We start from the raw sequence: 21940 nt of genomic DNA on the forward strand, positions 1-21940 counted from the left end.
GAAGTGACCCCCACTTTGGGAGCCAACAACCAGGTATTACCAAGGAGGTTGGTATCAATGAAGAGGTGGAACCGCTGGCAGGATTGGGTAGCTGTGATCGTCGGCCTCTACGCCGCATTGTCAACGATGTGGACGGCCCAGGCCGGTGCATCGACGCTTCTCATGGTCGGGTGCGGTGTTCTTCTGATTGTCTGTGGAGTCTGGAACCTGATGTCGCCCGGCATGCCGGTGGCTGAGTGGGTCCAGCTTGCGCTTGGCGCCCTTCTGTTCGTGTCCCCGTGGATTGGCCAGTACTCCGGCCAGATGGGTGCAGCATGGACATCATGGATCGGCGGGGCGCTTGCCCTCATCGCAGCCGGCATGGCCCTTCAACCGAGCATGCACATGCATGCCGATCATGACCATGGCGGCGCTCCGGCCCACTAGGCCGCTGCCCCTTTCGAAAGCGCCGGACTCAGCCGGCGCTTTCGTTCTGTCCGGGGCCGGACGGACCCGCCGGTGGCGGGGAAAACAGGGCCCTCAGGCGGCCGGAGCCACCAGGGCCGCCCAGGCCATCTGCTCCAGCACCGGGCGTGCGGACTTCGCGCCCACCCGTTTTCCGTGCATCTGCAGGCTGTGGGGGGTGGAGTTGATCAGGCCGAAGACGGCATGGGCCTTGATGCGCCGGGCCGCGGAATCCTCCTCCGGGTGGAGCCGGCCCAGCAGGTCCACCCACAGTTCCACGTAGCTGCGCTGCAGGATGCGCACCTGCTTGTGGTCCTCGGGGGAGAGGTTGTCCAGATCGCGGTCCTGGACGCGGATGACGTCGGTGTTGGACAGGGCGAAGTCGACATGGAAGGAGATCAGCGCACGCAGCGCGCCGTCGTCGTCCCCGGTGGTGGCGACCACCTCGCGGCCGCCGGAGAGCAGCTCGTCGCTGACATCCAGCAGCAGGGCCCCCAACAGGGCCTGTTTTCCGCTGAAGTGCCGGTAGACGGCGGGTCCGCTGACGCCGGCCGCGGCGCCAAGGTCTTCGATCGAGACCCGGCTGAAGCCGCGCTGGGCGAAGAGCGCGGCGGCCGCGTCAAGCATGGTCCGGCGCCGGCTGGCCTTGGCCTGGCTGCGCCGCGTGGGCAATTCCTGGCTCATTTCACCCTTTGTGTTGGACATCACAGTTTAGACAGACTAACCTAAATTCCAGTTAGTCACCACTAACCAAAGTACTCCCGGGCATAGCAAAACCGGGAATTCGCAAAGGAATTTGGGGCAAAAGCCAATGGAGACTATGCAAAGCCTGGTGGATGCCGGGAGCGAGGCCTTTGCCGCCAATGAGCGGGCCCAGCGGGCGCTGGCCCAGGAGCTGCGGGCCAGGCTGGCCGCGGCGGCCCTTGGCGGGCCGGAGCGCTCACGGGAGCGCCACGTGGCCCGTGGGAAGCTGCTGCCCCGGAACCGGGTGGACACGCTGCTGGATGAGGGCAGCCCGTTCCTGGAGATCGCGCCGCTGGCCGCCAACGGCATGTACGACGACGAGTCCCCGGGGGCGGGGGTGATCGCCGGGATCGGCCTGGTGCACGGCCGGGCGGTGCTGGTCATCTGCAACGACGCCACGGTCAAGGGCGGCACCTACTACCCGATGACCGTCAAGAAGCACCTGCGGGCGCAGGAGATTGCGCTGGAAAACCGGCTGCCCTGCATCTACCTGGTGGACTCCGGCGGAGCCTTCCTGCCCAAGCAGGATGAGGTGTTCCCGGACAAGGAGCACTTTGGCCGGATCTTCTACAACCAGGCCAAGTTGTCCGCCGCGAAGATCCCGCAGATCGCCGCCGTGCTGGGCTCCTGCACCGCGGGAGGCGCCTATGTGCCGGCGATGAGCGATGAGACGGTGATCGTCCGCAACCAGGGAACCATCTTCCTGGGCGGTCCGCCGCTGGTGAAGGCCGCCATCGGCGAGATCGTCACGGCCGAGGAGCTGGGCGGCGGGGAGGTGCACGCCAGGATCTCCGGCGTCGTGGACCATCTGGCCGAAAACGATGCCCACGCCCTGGCGATCGTCCGCGACATCATTGCCACGCTGCCGGCCCCGGACGCCCCGGCCTGGGACGTGCAGCCTCCCGAGGAGCCCGCCGTCGACCCTGCCCAGATCTACGGCGCGGTGCCGGCGGATCTGAACACGCCCTACGACGCCCGTGAGGTGGTCGCCCGGCTGCTGGACGGCAGCCGCTTCCACGAGTTCAAGCGGGAGTACGGCACCACGCTGGTCACCGGCTTCGGCCATCTGCAGGGACATCCGGTGGGCATTGTGGCCAACAACGGCGTGCTGTTCAGTGAATCCGCTCTAAAGGGGGCGCATTTCATCGAACTCTGCGACCAGCGCGGCATTCCGCTGCTCTTCCTGCAGAACCTCAACGGCTTCATGGTGGGCAAGGACTACGAGCAGGGCGGCATCGCCAAGCACGGTGCCAAGATGGTCACCGCCGTCGCCACGGCCAGGGTCCCCAAGCTGACGGTGGTGGTGGGCGGCTCCTTTGGCGCCGGCAACTACTCCATGTGCGGTCGGGCGTACTCGCCGCGCTTTTTGTGGATGTGGCCGGCCAGCCGGATCTCCGTGATGGGCGGCAACCAGGCCTCGGCCGTACTGGCCACCGTCAAACGCGAGCAGATCGAGGGCGCGGGCGGGGCCTGGTCCGCCGCCGAGGAGGAGGCCTTCAAGGCACCCATCAAGGCGCAGTACGAGGACCAGGGCAGCCCCTACTACTCCACCGCCCGCTTGTGGGACGACGGCGTGATCGACCCCGCTGACACGCGGACGGTGCTGGGCCTGGCCCTTGACGTGTGTTCCCGGGTGCCGCTGCCGGAGACCTCCTTCGGCCTGTTCAGGATGTGAGAGACGTGAAATCTGCGAAAGCACCCATCACCACCGTTCTGGTGGCCAACCGCGGCGAGATCGCCTGCCGCGTGATCTCCTCCCTGAAGGCCATGGGCCTGAAATCGGTGGCCGTCTATTCCGACGCCGACGCCGGGGCCCGCCATGTGCGCCTGGCCGACGCCGCCGTGCGGATCGGGCCCGCCGCCGCGGCGCGCAGCTACCTGGACATCGAGGCCATCGTGGCCGCAGCCAAGGCCAGCGGTGCCCAGGCAGTGCACCCGGGCTACGGCTTCCTGGCGGAGAACCTGGACTTTGCCAAGGCCCTGGCCGCCGCCGGCATCGTGTTCATTGGCCCCGGAGTGCGCGCCCTGGAATTGATGGGGGACAAGATCCGGGCCAAGAACCATGTGGCCGGCTTCGACGTCCCCGTGGTTCCGGGCATCGCCCGCCCCGGGCTGAGCGACGCCGAGCTGCTCGACGCCGCCGACGCCGTCGGCTATCCACTGCTGATCAAGCCCTCGGCCGGCGGCGGCGGCAAGGGCATGGCCGCCGTGCTGTCCCACGATGAACTGCCCGCGGCCCTGGCCACCGCCCGCCGCGTGGCCGCAGGCGCGTTCGGCGACGACACCCTGTTCCTGGAGCGGCTGATCCCCAGCCCGCGCCACATCGAGGTGCAGATCCTGGCGGACAACTTTGGCCACGTGGTGCATCTGGGCGAGCGCGAATGCTCCCTGCAGCGCCGCCACCAGAAGGTGATCGAGGAGGCACCCTCGCCGCTGCTGGACGGCGTCCCGAATGGGGCGGACATCCGGGAGCGGATCGGGGCGGCTGCCTGCAACGCCGCCCGCAGCGTGGGCTACAGCGGGGCGGGCACCGTGGAGTTCCTGGTCTCCGATGCCGCGCCGGAGGAGTTCTTCTTCATGGAGATGAACACCCGGCTGCAGGTGGAGCACCCGGTGACCGAAATGGTCACGGGAGTGGACCTGGTCCAGTGGCAGGTGCGGATCGCCGCGGGGGAGCCGCTGGCCCTGGCCCAGCGGGACATCCGCCTCACCGGCCATGCCGTCGAGGCCCGCCTCTACGCCGAGGACCCGGAGCACGGCTTCCTGCCCACGGCCGGGCGGGTGCTGGCCCTGTCAGAACCCACCGGCGACGGCGTCCGGGTGGACTCTGCGCTGGTGGACGGGCTGGAGATCGGCTCGGACTACGACCCCATGCTGGCCAAGATCATTGCCTGGGCGCCGGACCGCGCCGCGGCCATCGACAGGCTGGACCGGGCCCTCGCCGGCACCACCGTGCTGGGGCTGGGCACCAACATCGAGTACCTGCGGCTGCTGCTGGCCGATCCTGATGTGCGGGCCGGACGGCTGGACACCACGCTGATCGGGCGCAAGCTCCCGGGGATGGTGTTCCAGGCCCCGGACGCCGCACTGCTGGCGGCGGCCGCTCTCTGGCTGCACCGGCACGCCGCGGAGGAATCCGCCTTCGGGACCGCTGCCAACGGCGGTGCCACAGGGGTGTGGACCACCGCCACCGGCTGGCGGCTCGGTCCGGACCGGCCGGTGGAGGTGCTGCTGGAGCCGGGGCCGGGCGCCGTCGACGCCGCCGTGCCCGTGTCGGCGGCCCTGTCCCAGATCACCATCTCCGATGCCTCCGCCTCGGCCCGCGTGGTGCTGGACGGCGGTGTGGAGCACGCGGTCCGGCTGGTGGAGCTGGCCGACTCGACCCTCGTGGAGTTCGACGGCGCCGCCACGAAGGCCCGCTTTGCGCTGGCCGACGGCGTGTTGTGGATCGGGGCGGACGGCAGATCCTTCCCCGTGCTGAGGCGCAGCCGCAGCGAGCGGGTGGCGGCGATGCTGGCCGGCCTGGCCCGGCCGGAGGGTGCAGCGGATCCGCAGGTCGCCTCGCCCATGCCCGGCACGGTGGTGAGTGTGAATGTCTCCTCGGGAGACGCCGTCGTGCCCGGCACGGTGCTCCTGGCCGTGGAGGCCATGAAGATGGAGCACCAACTCACCGCCGCGGTGGCCGGCATCGTCCACCTGACGGTCAAACCCGGCGACCTGGTCAAAGCACGCCAGATTGTCGCCACCATCCACGCCACCGCAGATCCGGTGGCAGACAACCCCACGGCCGAGGGCGACGACGCCCCGGCCGGCAGCGAAGGAGACAGCCGCCATGCCCAGCTTTGAACTCAGCGAGGACTACCAGGAACTCAGCGACACAGTCCGCGACTTTGCCGACCAGGTGGTGGCCCCGGTCAGCGCCAAACACGATGCGGAGCACAGCTTCCCCTACGACGTGGTCTCCCAAATGGCGGATATGGGCCTGTTCGGCCTGCCCTTCCCGGAGGAGCACGGCGGCATGGGCGGGGACTACTTCGCCCTCGCCCTGGCCCTTGAGCAGCTGGGGCGGGTGGACCAGTCGGTGGCCATCACCCTCGAGGCCGGCGTCTCCCTAGGGGCCATGCCGATCCACCGCTTCGGCACCGACGCCCAGAAGGAGGAATGGCTGCCCCTGCTGGCCTCGGGCAAGGCGCTCGCCGGCTTCGGCCTGACGGAACCGGAGGCGGGCTCCGACGCCGGCGGCACCAAGACCCGCGCGGAGCTGGTGGACGGGCAGTGGGTGGTGAACGGGAACAAGGAGTTCATCACCAACTCCGGCACCGACATCACCCGGCTGGTCACCGTCACCGCCGTCACCGGGACCAGTGAGCGGGAGGACGGGACGCTGAAGAAGGAGATCTCCACCATCCTGGTCCCCACCAACACGCCCGGGTTCACGGCGGAGAAGGCCTACAACAAGGTGGGGTGGAACGCCTCGGACACCCATCCGCTGACGCTCAGCGATGTGCACGTTCCCGAAGCCAATCTGCTGGGGGTGCGCGGGCGGGGCTATGCGAACTTCCTCTCCATCCTGGATGAGGGCCGCATCGCCATCGCCGCGCTCTCAGTCGGGGCAGCCCAGGGCTGCGTGGACGAGGCGGTGCGCTACGCCAGCGAACGGCATGCCTTTGGCAACATGATCGGCAAGTACCAGGCCATTGCCTTCAAGATCGCCCGCATGCAGGCACGGGCCCACACCGCCCGCCTGGCCTACTACGATGCGGCGGCCAGAATGCTCGCCGGAAAGCCGTTCAAGACGCAGGCGGCCATCGCTAAGATGGTCGCAGGCGAGGCCGCCATGGACAACGCCCGCGATGCCACACAGGTGTTTGGGGGATACGGGTTCATGAACGACTTCACCGTGGCCCGGCACTACCGGGACTCCAAGATCCTGGAGATCGGCGAGGGGACCACGGAGGTCCAGCTCATGCTGATCGCCCGGGACCTGGGCCTGTAGCGGAGGAACGGCACCACAACGAGAGGATCAACGATGATCAACAAAGTGGTTGGATCGGCCGCCGCGGCCGTGGCGGACATTCCGGACGGGGCATCGCTGGCGGTGGGTGGTTTCGGCCTGTGCGGCATCCCCGTGGCGCTGATCAATGCCCTGCACCGCCAGGGCACCCGCGGGCTGGAGACGGTCAGCAACAATTGCGGCGTCGACGACTGGGGGCTGGGCATACTGCTGACGGACGGGCGCATCCGCCGCACCGTGTCCTCCTATGTGGGGGAGAACAAGGAGTTTGCCCGCCAGTTCCTCGCCGGGGAGCTGGAGGTGGAGCTGACCCCGCAGGGCACGCTGGCCGAGAAGCTGCGCGCCGGCGGGGCGGGCATCCCGGCGTTCTTCACCGCTGCCGGCGTCGGCACCCAGGTCAGCGAGGGCGGCCTGCCGCGCAAGTACGACGGCGCCGGCGGGGTGGCGATCGCCTCCCCGGCCAAGGAGGTGCGCACCTTCGGGGGAGCGGACTATGTGCTGGAGGAATCGCTGACGCCGGACTTTGCGCTGGTGCATGCGCTGCGTGGGGACCGGCACGGCAACCTGGTCTTCCACGCCACGGCCATGAACTTCAATCCGCTGTGCGCCATGGCCGGCAGGATCACCATCGCCGAGGTCGAGGAGCTCGTGGAACCGGGCGAGATTGATCCGGAGCATGTCCACGTGCCCGGCATCTTCGTCCAGCGCGTGGTCCACGTCCCGCCCGGATCACCCGACAGCGAGAAACGCATCGAAAAGCGCACCGTCACCGCCCCCGCCTCGCCCGAGACCAGGGAGGCCTGACATGGCGCTGACCCGCAACGAGCTCGCCGCCCGGGTGGCCGCAGAGCTTAGGAATGGCCAGTATGTGAACCTCGGCATCGGCATGCCCACGCTCATCCCCAACTACATCCCTGCCGGCGTCGAAGTGGTGCTGCATTCGGAGAACGGCATCCTGGGCACCGGCCCCTACCCGCTGGAGGCCGACGTCGACCCGGATCTGATCAATGCCGGCAAGGAAACCGTCACCGTCAACAAGGGTGCCGCCTACTTTGACTCCGCCACCTCCTTCGGCATGGTCCGCGGCGGGCATGTGGACGTGGCGGTGCTGGGGGCCATGGAGGTGGCCGCGAACGGCGACCTGGCGAACTGGATGATCCCCGGCAAGATGGTCAAGGGCATGGGCGGCGCCATGGACCTGGTGTTCGGCGCCAAGCGGCTGATCGTGATGATGGAGCACACGGACAAGGCCGGGAACCCCAAGATCCTGCAGCAGTGCACGCTGCCGCTCACCGGGCGGGGCTGCGTGGACCGGATCATCACCGATCTGGCCGTCATCGACGTCACGGATGAGGGGTTGGTGCTGCGCGAGGTCGCCCCGGGCGTCACCGCCGCAGATGTCATCGCCGCCACCGGAGCGGAACTGAAGATCGAATGGCACAACGAGGACGACATATGAGTGCACCCAAGGTCATCACCCAGCGGGGGTTGTACTTCGATGAGCTGGAGCTGGATGTGGTCTACGCTCACCGGCCCGGCCGCACCCTCACCGAGGCGGACAACGTTTTGTTCACCACCCTCACCATGAACACCCAGGCCCTGCACCTGGACGCCGCATGGAGCGAGGGCCAACCCTTCGGCCAGCGGCTGGTGAACTCGATGCTCACGCTGTCCACCATGGTCGGGCAGTCCGTTGCCCAGCTGACGCAGGGGACCATCATCGCCCAGCTGGGGATGACCGACGTCGTCTTTCCCCACCCCGTGCACCACGGGGACACGCTCTATACGGAGACGGTCGTCACCTCCAAACGGCGCTCGGCCTCCCGGCCCGGGCAGGGTATTGTCACAATGGCCCACACCGGCCGCAACCAGCACGGGGAGGTGGTGGGCACCGTCACCCGCAGCTGCCTCATGTGGCTCAACGCCGAGGCGGCACGGCAGGCCGCGGCCACACGGTCTGAGGGCGCAGCAGCACCCGGGGACTGAACGCCTCCCGGCCCGCACCGCCATCGTTATTGAAGGAGCACTGCTTGACCGCGACACCGCGCACCCTGTCCATGGGCCCGGCCCTGTTGTTCTGCCCCGCCGACCGGCCGGAGCGCTATGCGAAGGCCGCCGAACGCGCCGACGCCGTCATCCTTGATCTGGAGGATGCCGTAGCCCCCGGTGCCAAGGCAGAGGCCCGGCGGCATCTGCAGACCTCCACCCTGGACCCGGCCCGGACCATCGTGCGCATCAACCCGCTGGGCACACCAGAGGCCGCCGCGGACCTGGCCGCCCTGGCGGGGACCGGCTACAGGACCATCATGGTCGCGAAGGCCGAGGACGCGGACGCCATCGCCTCCCTCCCCGGGTACGACGTCGTCGCCCTCTGCGAGAGTGCCCGCGGCGTACTGAATGCGCCGGCCATTGCACGCCAGAAGAACGTCGTGGGGCTGATGTGGGGCGCCGAGGACCTGCTCGCCTCCCTGGGCGGGACCTCCAGCCGCGGACCCGGCGGCGGCTACCGCGCCGTCGCCCTGCACGCGCGCTCGCAGGTGCTGCTCGCCGCCGGCGCCCACGGCAAGGCCGCCATCGACTCCGTGTACGTCAACATCCCCGATCTGGACGGGCTGGCCGTGGAGACCGAGGACGCCGTCGCCTCTGGATTTGCCGCCAAGGCCTGCATCCACCCCGGCCAGGTGGCCGTGGTCCGCGCCGCCTATGTGCCCTCGCCGGAGCAGGTCAGCGCCGCCCACGATGTGCTCAATGCCGCCCGGGCCGCCGGAACCGGCGTCTTCACCTACCAGGGCCGGATGATCGACGGCCCCATCCTCAAACACGCCCAGGAAACCCTCCGCCGCGCCTCCCAGCCCAACTAGGTGACACTTATCGCACACTTTCGCGCCGCGAATGTGCGATAAGTGTCACCTACTTGGGCCGGGAGGGGTCCAGTCATGCTGCAGCAGCGCGGCGCGGACCTTTCGAACGGCCGCGCGGGCATCGTCCTTCATATGCCGCTTGGAGATCCGCACCTGGATCCAGCCGGCTGCGGCGAAATCCTCCTCGCGGTCGATGTCCCGTTCCACCTGGGCGGGATCGGCGTGGTGGGAGCCTTCATATTCCACCGCCACCTTGAACCGTGCGAAGGACTGGTCGGGAAGACGGACGACGCCGGGCAGCAGTGGGACGGGCACGTTGAGTTCAGGTTCGGGCAGGCCGGCGCGGACGACGGCGAGCCTGAGCAGGGTTTCGGGCGCCGAATCGCTGCCGATCCTGGCCTGCTCCAGGGCCAGCCGAGCCTTGCGGATGCCGGGCGTGCCCCAATGCCGATCCAGGATGTCCGCCAAGTCTTCCGGCCGGGCATAGGGCTCGCTGCGGCCCTCGAATTCAGGGCGCGGGATCCGCAGCAGGTGGTCCGCGGCCACCGTGAGTTCGTCCACCGTCATGCGCCGTGAACAGTCCAGCCACGTCCTGCTCCGGGTGGTGATCCACAATCCGTCGAGGCATTCGACCTCGTCGTCGAAAAACTGGAGGCGGTGGCCCGTGACGCCGCGCCGGCGGGGAATCCCATGGGGTGACTGGCGCGCCACATGGATGGTGTCTTCGTCCATGCCGGGGAGATGCCCCGGAAGCTGCCAGATGCGGAACGCCGTGGCGTGGGAGACGGCGGAGTACCCGGTGACCCGGCTGTAGGGGCGCGCCAGCAGCGCCAGCGGCAGTGCGCCGTCGTCGTCATCCCGACGCGGCAGGGTGGCGATTCCCCTGGACAGGCGGAGGATCTGCCGGTGGCGCAGGCGATCGTAGGGGATGCCGCCGGCCAATGCGTCCGCAATGGTGAACGGTGCCGATGCCAGTTCGATGGGAAGAAGTGGAAGTCTGCGCATGACCCATGATGACAATTCGTCTGGATTCCTGCCGGCGTTGTCCACAGGCCTCCCTCACGCCCCAAGTAGGTGACAGTTATCGCACACTTTCGCGCCCGGAACGTGTCATAGCTGTCACCTAGTTGGGGGCGGGAGTGCGGAATACTGGGGGAATGCAGAATTCGCGCCATGCCCAGCAGTCCGCCGCAACCCGCAGGGTGATCCTGCTCGGTTCCACCGGGTCCATCGGCACCCAGGCCATCGACGTCATCGACAGCGCCCGGACGGCGGACGGGGAGCCGCGGTTCATCGTGACGGCGCTCAGCGCGGGTGGCGGCAACCTGGAACTGCTGGCGCGCCAGGCCGTGCACACCCGTGCCGAGGCCGTGGGCATTGCCGACGGCGACGCCGGGGCGCTGCGCACGCTGATCGCCCAGATCGCCGCTGCCGCCGGTGCCGCGGGCTATGCCCCGGAAATCGTGGCCGGCCCGGATGCCTCCACCGTGATTGCCGGCTGGACGGGTGCCGCGGGCAAAGCGGATGTGGTGCTCAATGGCATCACCGGCTCCATCGGTCTGGCCCCGACGCTGGCCGCCCTGGACTCCGGCGCACTGCTGGCGCTGGCCAACAAGGAATCGCTGATCGTCGGCGGCGCCCTGGTCGCCGGCGCCGCAGCCCCGGGCCAGCTGGTGCCGGTGGATTCGGAGCATTCCGCGCTGGCCCAGGCGCTGCGCTCGGGCACGGCGGCGGAGGTGGACCGGCTGGTCCTCACTGCCTCCGGCGGTCCGTTCCGCGGCCGCAGCCGGGCCGAGCTGGCCAATGTGACACCGGCCCAGGCGCTCAAGCACCCCACCTGGGACATGGGCCTGATGGTCACCACCAACTCCGCCTCGCTGGTCAACAAGGGCCTGGAAGTGATCGAGGCGCATCTGCTCTTCGGCGTTCCGCTGGAGAGGATCGACGTCGTCGTGCACCCCCAGTCCGTGGTGCACTCCATGGTCCAGTTCACCGACGGATCGACAATCGCCCAGTGCTCGCCGCCGGACATGCGTTTGCCGATCGCGCTGGGGCTGGGTTGGCCGGAGCGGGTGCCCGGCGCGGCGCTGGCCTGTGATTGGACCCAGGCCACCAGCTGGACCTTCGAACCCCTGGACACGGTGGCATTCCCCGCCGTCGAGCTGGCCAAGGAGGCCGCCGGGCGCGGCAGCACCTTCCCTGCCGTCTACAACGCCGCCAACGAGGAAGCCGTCCACGCCTTCCATGCCGGCCGGATCGGCTTCCTGGACATCGTGGACACCGTGGCCGAGGTTCTCGGCGAACACTCGGCCGATTCCAAGCTCACCGTAGACTCGGTGCTGGATGCTGAGGGCTGGGCACGTGCCCGCACCAATGAGCGTTTAGCACTCAAGGGCTGATCCGCCTTCCCCGAGAACCCCAGAGCGAGAAAAGACGACTGTGACTGTATTGATGTTCATCCTGGGCGTGGCCTTTGTGGCCGTGGGCATTGCCGTGTCCATCGCCCTGCACGAGGTGGGCCACCTGCTGCCCGCCAAACTGTTCAAGGTGCGCGTCACCAAGTTCATGATCGGCTTCGGCCCCACGCTGTTCTCGCGGAAGAAGGGCGAGACGGAATACGGCTTCAAGGCCATCCCGGCCGGCGGCTACGTGGCGATGATCGGCATGTACCCGCCCAATCCGGTGGACGGCTCCGTCCGACCCTCCAGCACGGGCATGTTCCAGACGCTGGCCACCGAGGCCCGCAGCATGGCCCATGAGGAAGTGGGGGAGGCCGACGCGAACCGCGTCTTCTACAAGCTGCCGGTGTGGAAGAAGATCATCATCATGCTCGGCGGGCCGTTCATGAACCTGGTCATCGGCGTGGTGCTCACCGGCGTGCTGCTGATGGGCTTCGGCGCCCCGACCGCCACCACCACGCTCTCCGACGTCAACGTCTGCCAGGTCAAGGCCGGCGAGGCGCCGCCCACCGATCTATACAACTGCACGCCGACGCCGGCCGCTGCCGCCGGGCTCAAGCCCGGGGACGTCATCACCTCCTTCGACGGCAAGGCCGTGACCGACTGGACCACGCTGACCAACTGGATCCGCGCCTCCGCCGGCAAGGAAGTGCCGATCACCGTGGAGCGCAACGGCTCCGCCATCACCACGTCCATCACGCCGGTGTTGACGGCCCGCCCCGTGCTGGATGCCAATGGTCTTCCGGTCAAGGATGCCGCCGGCAATACGACGACGACGGAGGTCGGCTTTATCGGCGTCGGCCCCACCTCGGCCATGGTGCGCCAGCCGATCACCGCCGTGCTGCCCTCGGTGGGCAACAGCATGGTCCAGATTTCCGGCGTCGTGCTCAACCTGCCCCAGCGCCTGGTGGGCGTGGCCGAGGCCGCCTTCAGCAGCGCCCCGCGCGACCCCAACGGCCCCATCTCCGTGGTGGGCGTGGGCCGGGTGGCCGGTGAGGTTGCCGCCATGGAGGACGTCTCCATCAGCGCCAAACTGGCCACGCTGATCGGCCTGCTGGGCGGCGTGAACCTTGCCCTGTGCGTGTTCAACCTGATCCCGCTGCTGCCCCTGGACGGCGGCCACGTGCTGGGCGCCCTCTACGAAGGCGCCCGCCGGATGGTGGCGAAGCTCTTCGGCCGCAAGGATCCGGGGCCGTTCGACATCGCCAAGATGCTGCCGGTGACCTATGTGGTGGCCGGACTCATGATGGTGATGGGCGCGCTGCTGATCTACGCGGACATCGTCAAGCCCGTCAACGTCTTCGGCTAGTGATTCGCTGTCGCCGGGCGGCGGGCCCTATCGCCGTGCGGTGAGCAGGCGCTCCACGCGGGGCTTGACCTCGGTGGCCAGCAGCGTGATGGATTCCAGCAGGTGCTCCTGGGGGATGCCTCCGACGTCCATCTGCAGGAAGTGGCGCATGTGTCCCATGTGGCCGTGCAGGTCCACAATGCGCTCGGCCACCTCGTCCGGGCCGCCCACATAGTAGGCGCCGGGAGCCGAGGCCTGGGCCTGGAATTGGTCGCGCCGGGGTGCCGGCCAGCCGCGCAATTTGCCCATTTCGATGTTGAGATTGTGCCAGCCCGGGTAGAAGCGCTCCATGGCCTCGGCCTTGGTGGACGCCACCAGCCCCAGGGCCGCCACGGAAACCTTGATGTTCTCCGGCGCGTGCCCCGCAGCTGCCGCCGTGCGCCGGTAGAGCTCGGCCAGCGGCGCGAAACGGTGGGGAGCTCCGCCGATGATGCCGTAGGAGATCGGCAGGCCCAGCTTTCCGGCCCGGGCCGACGACGGCGCGCTGCCGCCGGTGGCGAGCCAGATCGGCAGCCTGCCGTTCACCGGCCGCGGAACGACGACGGCATCCTGCAGGGCCGCGCGGGTGGTGCCGGACCAGGTCACTGTGGCGCCCTCATTGGCCTTCATCAACAGCTCCAGCTTTTCCGCGTAGAGCCTGTCGTAGTCCTGCAGGTCGTAGCCGAACAGCGGGAAGGACTCCACCGAGGAACCGCGCCCGGCGGTGATTTCCACCCGGCCTCCGGAGACGGCGTCGGCGGTGGCGAACTGCTGGAACACCCGGATCGGATCGTCGGTGCTGATGATGCTGGCACCGCTGCCGAGGCGGATCTTCTTGGTTGCGCCCGCCGCGGCGGCGATGACGGCGCCGGGGGAGGACGCCGGCATGTCCAGCGTGTGGTGCTCGCCGACGCCGAAGTAGTCCAGGCCGCTCGCATCCGCCAGGACGATGGCGTCGAAGAGGTTGCGGATCGCCTCGGAGGTGCTGCGCAGGGTGCCGTCGGGGTTGCGCTGGGTGTCGCCGAAGCTGTAGACGCCAAGTTCCATGGTGGATTCCTGTCCTGTTCGCGGAATGGTTCGAAAGTTTGGGGAGAGGGCTAGCGGGAGGCCGCGGCCAGGCCCAGGTGCCCGTTGATCTGTTCGGCCGTCTGGGGGCCGCCAAAGATGGCCGTTCCGGGTCCGAAGCCGCACCCGGTGGCCAGGGGGCCGCTGTAGACGGCGTCGTAGCCGAAGCCCTCGATCAGCTCCATCACGACGGCGGCTGCCTCGGCGTCGTCGCTGGCCACGGCCACGGCGCGCCGTCCCGGGGTGCCGGCCGGTCGGGTGTCCGTTTCCAGCTCGTGGTAACCGATGTGGTTGAGCGTCTTCACCACACGGGCGCCGGCAAAGTGCGCCGCCACCACCTCGCTGCTGGAGGGGCCGCCGTCGAAGTCGTCCAGCCGGCCGTCGATGGGCGCCCAGTAGTTCATCGTGTCGACCACGATCTTGCCGGCCAGCGACCCGGCGTCGACGCTCTTGTACTTGTGCAGCGGAACGGCCAGCACGACGACGTCGGCGCCCCCGGCTGCCTCGAGAGCCGAGGTGGCGCGGGCGCCGGGCACCACGATGTCCACCAGCATTTCGATCTCGGCTGCCGGACCGGACGCGGCAATGTCCACGGTGTGCCCGGACTTCAACGCGGTCCGGGCGATCGCAGTTCCGACCCGTCCGGCGCCGAGGATTCCAATGCTGGTCATTGGGTGCACTCCCTGCTGTCTGTTTCCACCGGCCGTCCGCGGATTCCGCCAGGCAATCGATGGGTAGTTGATATGTCAACCACTATAACGTATTTGGGTGACACATCAACTACACTGGCTTTGTGCCCAGTCCACAGCTCTCAGAAGTCCAGGCCTCCTCATGGGGCAGCTACCAGCGGATGCGCGTCCGGCTGGCCGGGCGGCTGAACCGCGAGATGTCGCAGGAAACCGGACTTTCGGAGGCCGATTTCGAGGTCCTCTACGCCCTGTCGGAGTCGCCTGGCGAGTCGATGCGGGCGCTGGCCCTGCGCTGCGGGCTGGAGTGGGAGAAGAGCCGGCTGTCCCACCAATTGCGGCGCATGGAGGAGCGCGGGCTGGTGGCGCGCATGGAATGCGTTGAGGACAACCGCGGCTCGGTGGTGGGCATCACCGACAGTGGGCGCGCCCTGGTCAAGGCGGCGCTGGTGCAGCATGAAAGGGCCGTCCACCAATACGTTGTGGCGGCCCTGTCGGAGGAGCAGCTGGCGGCCCTGGGCGGCATTGCCGAGGCCGTGCTGGCAGGACTGGACGAGCCGCACCGCGCCTAATCATTTATGCAACTTTTTTCAGTTGATTTTCTAAATTCAATCAAAGTCAATTGATATATTAAGATCACCCGATTAGGGTTGACCCATGTTTGTCATGACGCTTGACCAACGGTCCAGCCGGCAGGGCCCGGATCTTGTGCCCCAACTCCTTGACCACCTGGCGGATCTGCCGGCGGAGGTGCCGTTCGAGCGCTCCGTGGGGGACGAGCTCCAGGGCATCCTCACCGAGCCGCATGCCGTGGTCGAGGCGGCGCTGCGCGCACTCCGCTCCGGGCAGTGGTATGTCGGCATCGGCATCGGCGGCGTGGAGTCTCCGCTGCCGGCCAGCCCGCGGGAGGGCCGCGGGACCGCCTTCGTGGCCGCCCGCGGCGCGGTGGACAGGGCCAAGAAGACGGGGGAGCGCGTGCCCCTGGCCGTGGTGGCCGCCGGCGCGGATGACCCGGCAGCAGCAGCAGCTTCGACGGCGGCGGGGAAGGCCGGTGCTGCCGCCGGAAACGCAGACCCCAGGGCGGCCGCAGCTGCCGCCGAGGCCGTCCTGGTGCTGGTGGGAGCCCTGGTGGCCGGCCGGAGCGCGGCCGAATGGCGTGTGCTGGACCAGCTGGAACCCGGTGTGCGCGGCGGCCAGTCCCAGGCGGCGGCGGCGCTGGGCATCTCCGCCCAGGCCGTGAGCCGCGCCGTACTGCGTTCGGGCTGGCATGAGGAGCGCGGCGGCCGCCAGGCCGCAGAGCTGCTGCTGGGCCTGGCCGATTCCTAGACGCTGCCGGTCCAGTCATCCGCCGCTGTTCCAGCGGGCGCGGATGACTAAAACGGCAGCCGATGACCGGTTGCGCACCGATGTCCGGCCCCGGCGGTAGCCTGATCTCTGAACGGGCGCTGCAACCGGCCGCGCCAGCTGGAAGAAACTCAGCGGAAAGGCCTGCATGGACGCCTTGTGGATTGTGCTGGCGCTGCTGGCAGGTGGCCTGCTCGGCTGGCCTGTGACGGCGGGAATCCTGTGGCTGGCCCGCTCGGCCGATGCGCAGGAGCAGAGCCGGAACCAGCCCGGCGACGACGGGCCTGAGCCCGCGGACCAGCCCCAGGACCTTGTGGTGGCTGATGCCGCCGCTGAATCCGCCGCTGCCTCAGCCGCCGCCATCCAGCCATCCACCGGGCTGCCCGCCGGGGTGCTCCGCGGCGGGCTCGTGATCGGCTTCCTCGAGCGGCTCGCCGTCGTCGTCTGCATCCTCACCGACCAGCCGGTGGCCATCGCCTACGTGGTCGCCATCAAGGGCCTGGGCCGGTACCCGGAGCTGAAGGACACGCCAGCGGCCAGTGAGAGGTTCATCATCGGCACCCTCGCCTCCATGCTGTGGGCGGCGGCCGTGGCGGTGCTGGCCAAGTGGCTGCTGCTGGCCTAGCAAGGGCCGCTCTGACGCCCGGGCCTCAGTTCATATCGTCTAGCGCCGTCGCGCCCTCCCCAACGTCGCTGCGCTCCGCCGGGGCCCCGCGGGCGCTAGGCTTGGCCCATGAGTGTTTACGCCGTCGAATATGTCTATGGTCCCGAAGCTGCGCAGATCCGCGACGAGCACCGGCCCGCACACCGCGCCTGGCTGGCGTCCCTGGTTGAGACCGGACAGGTTCTGGCCTCCGGCCCGTTCGCCGACGGCGCCGGCGCCCTGCTGGTCTTCCAGGCAGCGGACGAAGCGGCGCTGAACGAGCTGCTGGTGCAGGATCCCTTCAACGGTGCCGGCGGCATTGCCGGTGCCAAGATCACCGAATGGAACCCCGTCATCGGAGCCCTGGCACCGCTCATCAAGTAGCAGCGCCCACGCCTACAATTGAGAAGGATCGATCGGCAGTAATCCGTGGACGGCACAGGGTCCGCCACGGGTCCTCGGTCCGCCAGAAACACAAGGAGCACACTTTGACCCCGGTCAGCCTCGGAATGCCTGAAGCACCCCCGCCCGTACTTGCCCCCCGGCGCAAGACGCGGCAAATCAAAGTAGGCTCCGTCGGTGTCGGCTCGGACTCGCCCATCAGCGTGCAGTCCATGACCACAACGCCCACCACGGACATCAATGCCACGCTGCAGCAGATTGCCGAGCTGACGGCGTCGGGCTGCGACATCGTCCGGGTGGCCTGCCCCTCGGCCGACGACGCCGAGGCGCTGCCGATCATCGCCAAGAAGTCCCAGATTCCCGTCATTGCGGACATCCACTTCCAGCCGAAGTACGTCTTCGCCGCCATCGAGGCCGGTTGTGCCGCGGTGCGCGTGAACCCGGGCAACATCCGCAAGTTCGATGACCAGATCAAGGAAATCGCCAAGGCCGCCAAGGACCACGGCACCTCCATCCGCATCGGCGTCAACGCCGGATCGCTGGAGCCCTCCATCATGAAGAAGTACGGCAAGGCGACTCCGGAAGCCCTCGTGGAATCCGCCGTGTGGGAGGCCTCCCTCTTCGAGGAACACGATTTCCACGACTTCAAGATCTCCGTCAAGCACAACGACCCCGTCATCATGGTGCGCGCCTACGAACTGCTCGCCGAGCAGGGCGACTGGCCGCTGCACCTGGGCGTGACCGAGGCCGGCCCGTCCTTCCAGGGCACCATCAAGTCCGCCACCGCCTTCGGTGCCCTGCTCTCCCGCGGCATCGGCGACACCATCCGCGTCTCCCTCTCGGCCCCGCCGGTGGAGGAGATCAAGGTGGGCAACCAGATTCTGCAGTCGCTGAACCTGCGCCCGCGCAAGCTGGAAATCGTCTCCTGCCCCTCCTGTGGACGCGCCCAGGTGGACGTCTACACGCTGGCCGAGCAGGTCACCGCCGGCCTGGAGGGCATGGAGATCCCGCTGCGCGTGGCCGTCATGGGCTGTGTCGTCAATGGACCCGGCGAGGCCCGCGAGGCGGACCTGGGCGTGGCCTCCGGCAACGGCAAGGGCCAGATCTTTGTGCGCGGCGAAGTCATCAAGACTGTTCCCGAGGACCAGATTGTTGAGACACTCATTGAAGAAGCGATGAGGATTGCCGAAGAGATGGGGGAGGCCGATGGCGAAAATGCTGTCAAGGGTGGCCCCGTGGTCACTGTCTCGTAGATCCCTTGTCCAAACCCCGGTGCACAAACTGGTCCACGAGGACACAGAGGCGCTCCGGGCCTTGGTCGCAGCCGATCCCGTCGCCAATGTCTTTCTGGCCTCCCAGCTGGAGGCGACGGGCACGGCCGTGCCGGACATCCCGGGCGCCGTTGCGTTGGGCTACTTCGACGGCGATAAGCTGCGCGCTGCCTGCTGGGTAGGTTCCAACGTCGTTCCGGTGGGCGCCAACGAGGTGCAGGCCCGGGCCTTCGGCCAATGGCTGGTGTCCTCACGGCGCACTTTCGCGTCCATCTTTGGCCCGGCCGAGGCGGTGCTGCCGCTCTTCGCCGAGTTGGAGGCCGATGGGATGCATGAGCTCGAGGTCCGCGCCAACCAGCCGCTGCTGGCTCTGGCGGGCCCGCCGGCCATCCCCGCCAATGAACTGCTGGCCCCCAGCCTGGCCGAAAACTTCCCGCAGATCCTCACCGCGGCCGCGGCCATGTTCGAGGAGGAGGTGGGCTACTCGCCGTTCCTGGGCGGGCCGGAGCACTACCGCCGGCGCGTCCAGGAGCTGATCCGCAACGGCCATTCGCTGAGCCACTGCGGCCACGATGGGCAGGTCATTTTCAAGGCCGATCTGGGCGCCGTCTCCAGCGCTGCAACACAGGTGCAGGGTGTGTGGATGAACCCGGCCTACCGGGGGCTGGGCATGAGCGCCGGCTACATGGCCGCCGTCGTGCTCTTGGCCCAAAAGTTTGCCCCCATCACCAGCCTGTACGTGAACGCCTACAACACGCGGGCACGGGCCGTCTACGAACGCGTGGGTTTTGAACAGGTGGGCACCTTCGCCACCGTGCTGTTCTAACGGCCCTTCCCACGGGGGCGCTGGTGGCGCCAGGACTATGCTCAAGGCATTGTTCCGCTCCCAAGGAGGACCACCATGTCGTTTCCGGATCCGGCCGGCAGCCCGTCGCTGGCGGCGATTGCCCCCGGCCTTGTGTCCCTGCGGGTGGCGCGCCGCGGCCGAAGCGCCGAGGTCGAGCTGCTGGGCCCGGGCCGCGGCAACGCGATGGGCCCGGACTTCTGGCGCGAACTGCCGCTGGTCTTCGCCGCGGTGGATGCCGATCCGGACCTTGGCGCCGTGCTGCTCTTCGGCAGCGGCGGGACCTTCAGCTACGGCCTCGACCTGCCGGCCATGATGCCCCTCTTCGGCCCGCTGCTGGCCGGCACAGCCACCAATGCCGTGGCCCGGGACGGCCTGCGCCGCACGATCACCGCCATGCAGGACGCCGTCTCCTCCCTGGAACGCTGCCGCAAACCCGTGGTGGCCGCCGTGGATGGCTGGTGCATTGGCGGCGGCATCGACGTCATCACCGCTGCCGACGTCCGGGTGGCGTCGACGACGGCGCGTTTCAGCGTGCGCGAGGTCAAGGTCGCCATCGTGGCGGATCTGGGCTCCCTCCAGCGGCTCCCGCTGCTGGTGGGGCACGGTGCCGCGCGGGCCCTGGCGCTGACGGGCGAGGACTTCGACGCGGCCCGGGCACTGTCCCTGGGGCTCGTCACGGACATGGCCGACGACGTGCTGGCCCGCGGGCGGGAGGTGGTGGACGCGATCCTGGCCAACCCGGCCCTGGTGGTCCAGGGCGTCAAGGCCGTGATGGCGCGGCAAACGTCAACGCAGGTCCGCGAGGGTCTGGAGCATGTCGCCGTCTGGAACAGCGCCTATCTGCCCAGCCACGACCTGGGTGAGGCCTTTGCCGCATTTGCCGAACGCCGCGGGCCGGGGTTCACGGGCGCCTGATGCAAACTGTCGGGCAACTGCCGTCGGCTGGCGCCGTCGTAGCCGAGGTTGCTGGAGAGCGTCCGGTGGGCTTCGGCCTGCTCCCTCAGTTCGGCGGCCCGGGTTTCGAAGACCCCGACGGCGTCCGCGCCGGCAGCGAACCGCAGCGGCGGCTCGTCCAGTTCGGCGAGCTGGATCAGGGCGTTGGCCAGCTTGGCCGGGTCCCCGCCCTGCAGGCCGTTCATGCCCTTCCATGCGGCGACGGTCTGTTCGGTGCGCTCGGCGTAGTCCGTGATGGTGGATGCGGCGTAGCGGGTGGATTCGGGGCTCAGCAGTTCGGTGCGGAAGAACCCCGGCTCCACCAGCAGGGTGCGGATGCCGAACGGGGCCACCTCGGGCGCCAGGGACTCCGCCCAGCCCTCGATGCCGAACTTCGCGGCGGCATAGGCGGTCAGGAACTCCCCGCCGGCGATGCCTGCGGTTGAGGAAATCGTGGCCACCAGCCCCGAACGCTGGGCCCGCAGCACCGGAAGGGCCGCTCGTGTGACGTTCATGGGTCCGAAGAGGGTCGTCTCGATCTGGGCACGGAAGTCCTCGGGGGTGATCTCCTCGAAGAATCCGGCATGGAAGCTTCCGGCATTGTTGACCAGCACATCGATCCGGCCGAACCGCTCGACGGCGGCCGCGACGGCAGCCGCCGCGTCGTCAGGGTTGGTGACATCGAGCTTCACCGCCAGGAGGTCCTCGTGGCTGCCGAGCGCCTCGGCCACCGCTGCGGGGTTGCGTCCGGTGGCGACGACGGCGTGTCCGGCGGCCAGGGCTGCCTTAGCGATGTCGGTGCCCATGCCGCGGCCGGCACCGGTGATGAACCAGACCTTCTTGGTGGTCATGGTGTCCGTTTCCCTACTCATGTGCTGGTCCATTCTTGTCTGGGTTGCGTAGCCCCGGCTGGGCTGCGGAGTACAGTCCGGGGGCTGTGGATCCGCCGGCAGGACCGCCGGCGGTGGTGGATGGGGGAGGCGATGCCGCCCAGCTGGCGAGGAACGCCAGCGCGTTTTCGGATGCGGAGCCCGGCTCGGCCGTGAACGTGTACAGGGTCTGTCCCTCATCGCCGGGGAGAAGGAGGGTTTCGTACTGCAGGGACAGGACGCCGGCGACGGGGTGGTGGAAGCGTTTGGTCCCCTCGGTGTGGATCCGCACGTCGTGCCCGGCCCACAGCGCGGCGAACAGTCCGCTGCCCGTGGTCAGCTCGCCGACAAGTTCGTGCAGGGCACGGTCGTGCGGGTTGCGCCCCGATTCCGTGCGCAGCATCGCGACAGTGGTCGCCGCGACAGCCGGCCAATCGGGGTAGAAGTCGCCCGCGCCCGGATCGAGGAAGAGGTAGCGTGCCTGGTTCGGCAGCCGGACCGTACCATCCGGCCCCAATGAAGGGGCGGAGGCGAACACCGGCCCGTACAGGGCGCGGCCGAGCAGATTGGCGGCCAGCACATCGGAACGGCCGTTCTGCACCATGCCCGCTGCACCGGTGATGCCGTCCAGCAGGCGCAGCACCCCGGGGCGGACCCGCTGCTGCGGCGGCCGGAGCCGTGCCGGCCTCGATGGCATATTGGCCGTCCGGGCCAGGTCCATCAGGTGCGCCCGCTCGGCGTCGTCCAGCTGCAGGGCGGACGCCACGGCCTCAAGGACGGCGTCCGAGACGCCGCGCAGGCTGCCGCGTTCCAGCCGGGTGTAGTAGTTGGTGCTCACCGCTGCGAGCTGCGCCACTTCCTCCCGGCGCAGGCCCGCCACCCTGCGCATCCCGCCGTAGCTGGGAATGCCTGCCTCTTCCGGGCTGATCTTCGCACGGCGCGAGACGAGGAACTCGCGGATATCGTCTTTTCTGTCCACATCCTCCACGCTACGCAGCCCGGGCGGCCGGTGGCAGTGCCTGCCAGACACC

Annotated in this window: 23 protein-coding genes; 17 read left to right on the top strand and 6 right to left on the bottom strand. The window is 68.7% G+C overall.

What is annotated here, in order from left to right; all coding sequences use genetic code 11:
* Positions 1 to 57 precede the first annotated feature (57 nt).
* Entirely contained in the window at positions 58 to 426 is a 369-nt protein-coding gene (locus tag K254_RS0102300; RefSeq protein ID WP_035748886.1) for an SPW repeat protein, read from the top strand.
* Between the two features lie 93 nt (positions 427 to 519).
* On the opposite strand, the gene K254_RS0102305 is transcribed toward K254_RS0102300, so the two are convergent.
* The gene (locus tag K254_RS0102305) at positions 520 to 1128 is read right to left on the bottom strand and encodes an SACE_7040 family transcriptional regulator (RefSeq protein WP_196810855.1); all 609 of its coding nucleotides are present in this window, start codon (positions 1126 to 1128) and stop codon (positions 520 to 522) included.
* A 127-nt stretch (positions 1129 to 1255) separates the two neighbouring features.
* Between K254_RS0102305 and K254_RS0102310 the strand changes: the two genes are divergently transcribed.
* The 7 genes from K254_RS0102310 (at position 1256) to K254_RS0102340 (ending at position 9063) form a co-directional block, all read left to right on the top strand.
* A complete protein-coding gene (locus K254_RS0102310; protein WP_026554020.1) occupies positions 1256 to 2863 on the top strand; it encodes a carboxyl transferase domain-containing protein in 1608 nt (535 codons plus the stop codon).
* Positions 2864 to 2868: 5 nt separating this feature from the next.
* The gene (locus K254_RS21345) at positions 2869 to 5034 is read left to right on the top strand and encodes an acetyl/propionyl/methylcrotonyl-CoA carboxylase subunit alpha (RefSeq protein WP_051388699.1); all 2166 of its coding nucleotides are present in this window, start codon (positions 2869 to 2871) and stop codon (positions 5032 to 5034) included.
* Entirely contained in the window at positions 5021 to 6184 is a 1164-nt protein-coding gene (locus K254_RS0102320) for an acyl-CoA dehydrogenase family protein (RefSeq protein ID WP_026554021.1), read from the top strand. Before K254_RS21345 ends, K254_RS0102320 begins: the two co-directional genes overlap by 14 nt.
* 33 nt (positions 6185 to 6217) lie before the next feature.
* Positions 6218 to 7006: a CoA transferase subunit A gene (locus K254_RS0102325; RefSeq protein ID WP_026554022.1), complete on the top strand. Its 789-nt coding sequence runs from the start codon at positions 6218 to 6220 to the stop codon at positions 7004 to 7006.
* 1 nt (position 7007) lies between these two features.
* The gene (locus K254_RS0102330) at positions 7008 to 7661 is read left to right on the top strand and encodes a CoA transferase subunit B (protein ID WP_026554023.1); all 654 of its coding nucleotides are present in this window, start codon (positions 7008 to 7010) and stop codon (positions 7659 to 7661) included.
* Positions 7658 to 8188 (top strand): MaoC family dehydratase, encoded by a 531-nt coding sequence (locus tag K254_RS21350; protein ID WP_051388701.1) that lies wholly within the window; start codon positions 7658 to 7660, stop codon positions 8186 to 8188. Before K254_RS0102330 ends, K254_RS21350 begins: the two co-directional genes overlap by 4 nt.
* A gap of 71 nt (positions 8189 to 8259) precedes the next feature.
* On the top strand, positions 8260 to 9063 hold the full coding sequence (locus tag K254_RS0102340) for an HpcH/HpaI aldolase/citrate lyase family protein (protein ID WP_035749437.1): 804 nt from the start codon (positions 8260 to 8262) through the stop codon (positions 9061 to 9063).
* A 45-nt stretch (positions 9064 to 9108) separates the two neighbouring features.
* Here the strand turns inward: K254_RS0102340 and K254_RS0102345 are convergent, their stop codons facing one another.
* Positions 9109 to 10068: an endonuclease domain-containing protein gene (locus K254_RS0102345; RefSeq protein WP_026554025.1), complete on the bottom strand. Its 960-nt coding sequence runs from the start codon at positions 10066 to 10068 to the stop codon at positions 9109 to 9111.
* Positions 10069 to 10220: 152 nt separating this feature from the next.
* Between K254_RS0102345 and dxr the strand changes: the two genes are divergently transcribed.
* Together dxr and K254_RS0102355 are read left to right on the top strand one after the other, a co-directional pair.
* A complete protein-coding gene (dxr, locus tag K254_RS0102350) occupies positions 10221 to 11462 on the top strand; it encodes a 1-deoxy-D-xylulose-5-phosphate reductoisomerase (RefSeq protein WP_051388702.1) in 1242 nt (413 codons plus the stop codon).
* Between the two features lie 52 nt (positions 11463 to 11514).
* Positions 11515 to 12831 (top strand): M50 family metallopeptidase, encoded by a 1317-nt coding sequence (locus tag K254_RS0102355; protein ID WP_035748892.1) that lies wholly within the window; start codon positions 11515 to 11517, stop codon positions 12829 to 12831.
* Positions 12832 to 12858: 27 nt separating this feature from the next.
* Here the strand turns inward: K254_RS0102355 and K254_RS0102360 are convergent, their stop codons facing one another.
* Both K254_RS0102360 and K254_RS0102365 read right to left on the bottom strand, forming a co-directional pair.
* On the bottom strand, positions 12859 to 13896 hold the full coding sequence (locus K254_RS0102360; protein ID WP_026554028.1) for an LLM class flavin-dependent oxidoreductase: 1038 nt from the start codon (positions 13894 to 13896) through the stop codon (positions 12859 to 12861).
* A gap of 50 nt (positions 13897 to 13946) precedes the next feature.
* The gene (locus K254_RS0102365; protein WP_026554029.1) at positions 13947 to 14585 is read right to left on the bottom strand and encodes an NADPH-dependent F420 reductase; all 639 of its coding nucleotides are present in this window, start codon (positions 14583 to 14585) and stop codon (positions 13947 to 13949) included.
* Between the two features lie 122 nt (positions 14586 to 14707).
* Here K254_RS0102365 and K254_RS0102370 point away from each other — a divergent pair, with 122 nt between their 5' ends.
* The 7 genes from K254_RS0102370 (at position 14708) to K254_RS0102400 (ending at position 20022) form a co-directional block, all read left to right on the top strand.
* Complete coding sequence (locus K254_RS0102370) at positions 14708 to 15172, top strand: MarR family winged helix-turn-helix transcriptional regulator (protein WP_035748903.1); 465 nt, start codon at positions 14708 to 14710, stop codon at positions 15170 to 15172.
* 85 nt (positions 15173 to 15257) lie between these two features.
* Positions 15258 to 15926: a hypothetical protein gene (locus K254_RS0102375; protein WP_026554031.1), complete on the top strand. Its 669-nt coding sequence runs from the start codon at positions 15258 to 15260 to the stop codon at positions 15924 to 15926.
* Positions 15927 to 16092: 166 nt separating this feature from the next.
* On the top strand, positions 16093 to 16569 hold the full coding sequence (locus K254_RS0102380) for a hypothetical protein (RefSeq protein ID WP_026554032.1): 477 nt from the start codon (positions 16093 to 16095) through the stop codon (positions 16567 to 16569).
* Positions 16570 to 16677: 108 nt separating this feature from the next.
* Positions 16678 to 16971 (top strand): YciI family protein, encoded by a 294-nt coding sequence (locus tag K254_RS0102385; RefSeq protein WP_026554033.1) that lies wholly within the window; start codon positions 16678 to 16680, stop codon positions 16969 to 16971.
* 104 nt (positions 16972 to 17075) lie between these two features.
* On the top strand, positions 17076 to 18242 hold the full coding sequence (ispG, locus tag K254_RS0102390) for a flavodoxin-dependent (E)-4-hydroxy-3-methylbut-2-enyl-diphosphate synthase (RefSeq protein WP_026554034.1): 1167 nt from the start codon (positions 17076 to 17078) through the stop codon (positions 18240 to 18242).
* Positions 18205 to 19086 (top strand): DUF4081 domain-containing GNAT family N-acetyltransferase, encoded by an 882-nt coding sequence (locus K254_RS0102395; protein ID WP_026554035.1) that lies wholly within the window; start codon positions 18205 to 18207, stop codon positions 19084 to 19086. Before ispG ends, K254_RS0102395 begins: the two co-directional genes overlap by 38 nt.
* Before the next feature lie 75 nt (positions 19087 to 19161).
* Positions 19162 to 20022 carry a crotonase/enoyl-CoA hydratase family protein gene (locus K254_RS0102400; RefSeq protein WP_051388705.1) on the top strand — a complete coding sequence of 287 codons (861 nt, stop codon included), beginning with the start codon at positions 19162 to 19164 and terminating at the stop codon, positions 20020 to 20022.
* Here K254_RS0102400 and K254_RS21355 read toward each other — a convergent pair.
* Together K254_RS21355 and K254_RS0102410 are read right to left on the bottom strand one after the other, a co-directional pair.
* On the bottom strand, positions 19944 to 20912 hold the full coding sequence (locus tag K254_RS21355) for an SDR family oxidoreductase (protein WP_196810856.1): 969 nt from the start codon (positions 20910 to 20912) through the stop codon (positions 19944 to 19946). The two genes, K254_RS0102400 and K254_RS21355, sit on opposite strands and share 79 nt — an antisense overlap.
* Complete coding sequence (locus K254_RS0102410; RefSeq protein ID WP_231391721.1) at positions 20905 to 21888, bottom strand: helix-turn-helix transcriptional regulator; 984 nt, start codon at positions 21886 to 21888, stop codon at positions 20905 to 20907. Before K254_RS0102410 ends, K254_RS21355 begins: the two co-directional genes overlap by 8 nt.
* Positions 21889 to 21940 lie beyond the last annotated feature (52 nt).

It is taken from the genome of Arthrobacter sp. 35W (assembly GCF_000482545.1).
In the GTDB taxonomy this organism is placed as follows: Bacteria; Actinomycetota; Actinomycetes; order Actinomycetales; family Micrococcaceae; genus Specibacter.

Excerpts from the sequence above, each read along its gene's own strand:
- K254_RS0102300 (WP_035748886.1), top strand. The coding sequence starts at position 58 with ATGAAGAGGTGGAACCGCTGGCAGGATTGGGTAGCTGTGATCGTCGGC.
- K254_RS0102400 (WP_051388705.1), top strand. The coding sequence starts at position 19,162 with ATGTCGTTTCCGGATCCGGCCGGCAGCCCGTCGCTGGCGGCGATTGCC.
- K254_RS0102305 (WP_196810855.1), bottom strand. The coding sequence starts at position 1,128 with ATGAGCCAGGAATTGCCCACGCGGCGCAGCCAGGCCAAGGCCAGCCGG.
- K254_RS0102375 (WP_026554031.1), top strand. The coding sequence starts at position 15,258 with ATGTTTGTCATGACGCTTGACCAACGGTCCAGCCGGCAGGGCCCGGAT.
- K254_RS0102310 (WP_026554020.1), top strand. The coding sequence starts at position 1,256 with ATGGAGACTATGCAAAGCCTGGTGGATGCCGGGAGCGAGGCCTTTGCC.
- K254_RS0102345 (WP_026554025.1), bottom strand. The coding sequence starts at position 10,068 with ATGCGCAGACTTCCACTTCTTCCCATCGAACTGGCATCGGCACCGTTC.
- K254_RS0102365 (WP_026554029.1), bottom strand. The coding sequence starts at position 14,585 with ATGACCAGCATTGGAATCCTCGGCGCCGGACGGGTCGGAACTGCGATC.
- K254_RS0102340 (WP_035749437.1), top strand. The coding sequence starts at position 8,260 with ATGGGCCCGGCCCTGTTGTTCTGCCCCGCCGACCGGCCGGAGCGCTAT.
- dxr (WP_051388702.1), top strand. The coding sequence starts at position 10,221 with ATGCAGAATTCGCGCCATGCCCAGCAGTCCGCCGCAACCCGCAGGGTG.
- K254_RS0102395 (WP_026554035.1), top strand. The coding sequence starts at position 18,205 with ATGCTGTCAAGGGTGGCCCCGTGGTCACTGTCTCGTAGATCCCTTGTC.
- K254_RS0102355 (WP_035748892.1), top strand. The coding sequence starts at position 11,515 with ATGTTCATCCTGGGCGTGGCCTTTGTGGCCGTGGGCATTGCCGTGTCC.
- K254_RS0102380 (WP_026554032.1), top strand. The coding sequence starts at position 16,093 with ATGGACGCCTTGTGGATTGTGCTGGCGCTGCTGGCAGGTGGCCTGCTC.
- K254_RS21350 (WP_051388701.1), top strand. The coding sequence starts at position 7,658 with ATGAGTGCACCCAAGGTCATCACCCAGCGGGGGTTGTACTTCGATGAG.
- K254_RS0102320 (WP_026554021.1), top strand. The coding sequence starts at position 5,021 with ATGCCCAGCTTTGAACTCAGCGAGGACTACCAGGAACTCAGCGACACA.
- K254_RS0102360 (WP_026554028.1), bottom strand. The coding sequence starts at position 13,896 with ATGGAACTTGGCGTCTACAGCTTCGGCGACACCCAGCGCAACCCCGAC.
- K254_RS0102330 (WP_026554023.1), top strand. The coding sequence starts at position 7,008 with ATGGCGCTGACCCGCAACGAGCTCGCCGCCCGGGTGGCCGCAGAGCTT.
- K254_RS0102385 (WP_026554033.1), top strand. The coding sequence starts at position 16,678 with ATGAGTGTTTACGCCGTCGAATATGTCTATGGTCCCGAAGCTGCGCAG.
- K254_RS0102325 (WP_026554022.1), top strand. The coding sequence starts at position 6,218 with ATGATCAACAAAGTGGTTGGATCGGCCGCCGCGGCCGTGGCGGACATT.
- K254_RS21355 (WP_196810856.1), bottom strand. The coding sequence starts at position 20,912 with ATGAGTAGGGAAACGGACACCATGACCACCAAGAAGGTCTGGTTCATC.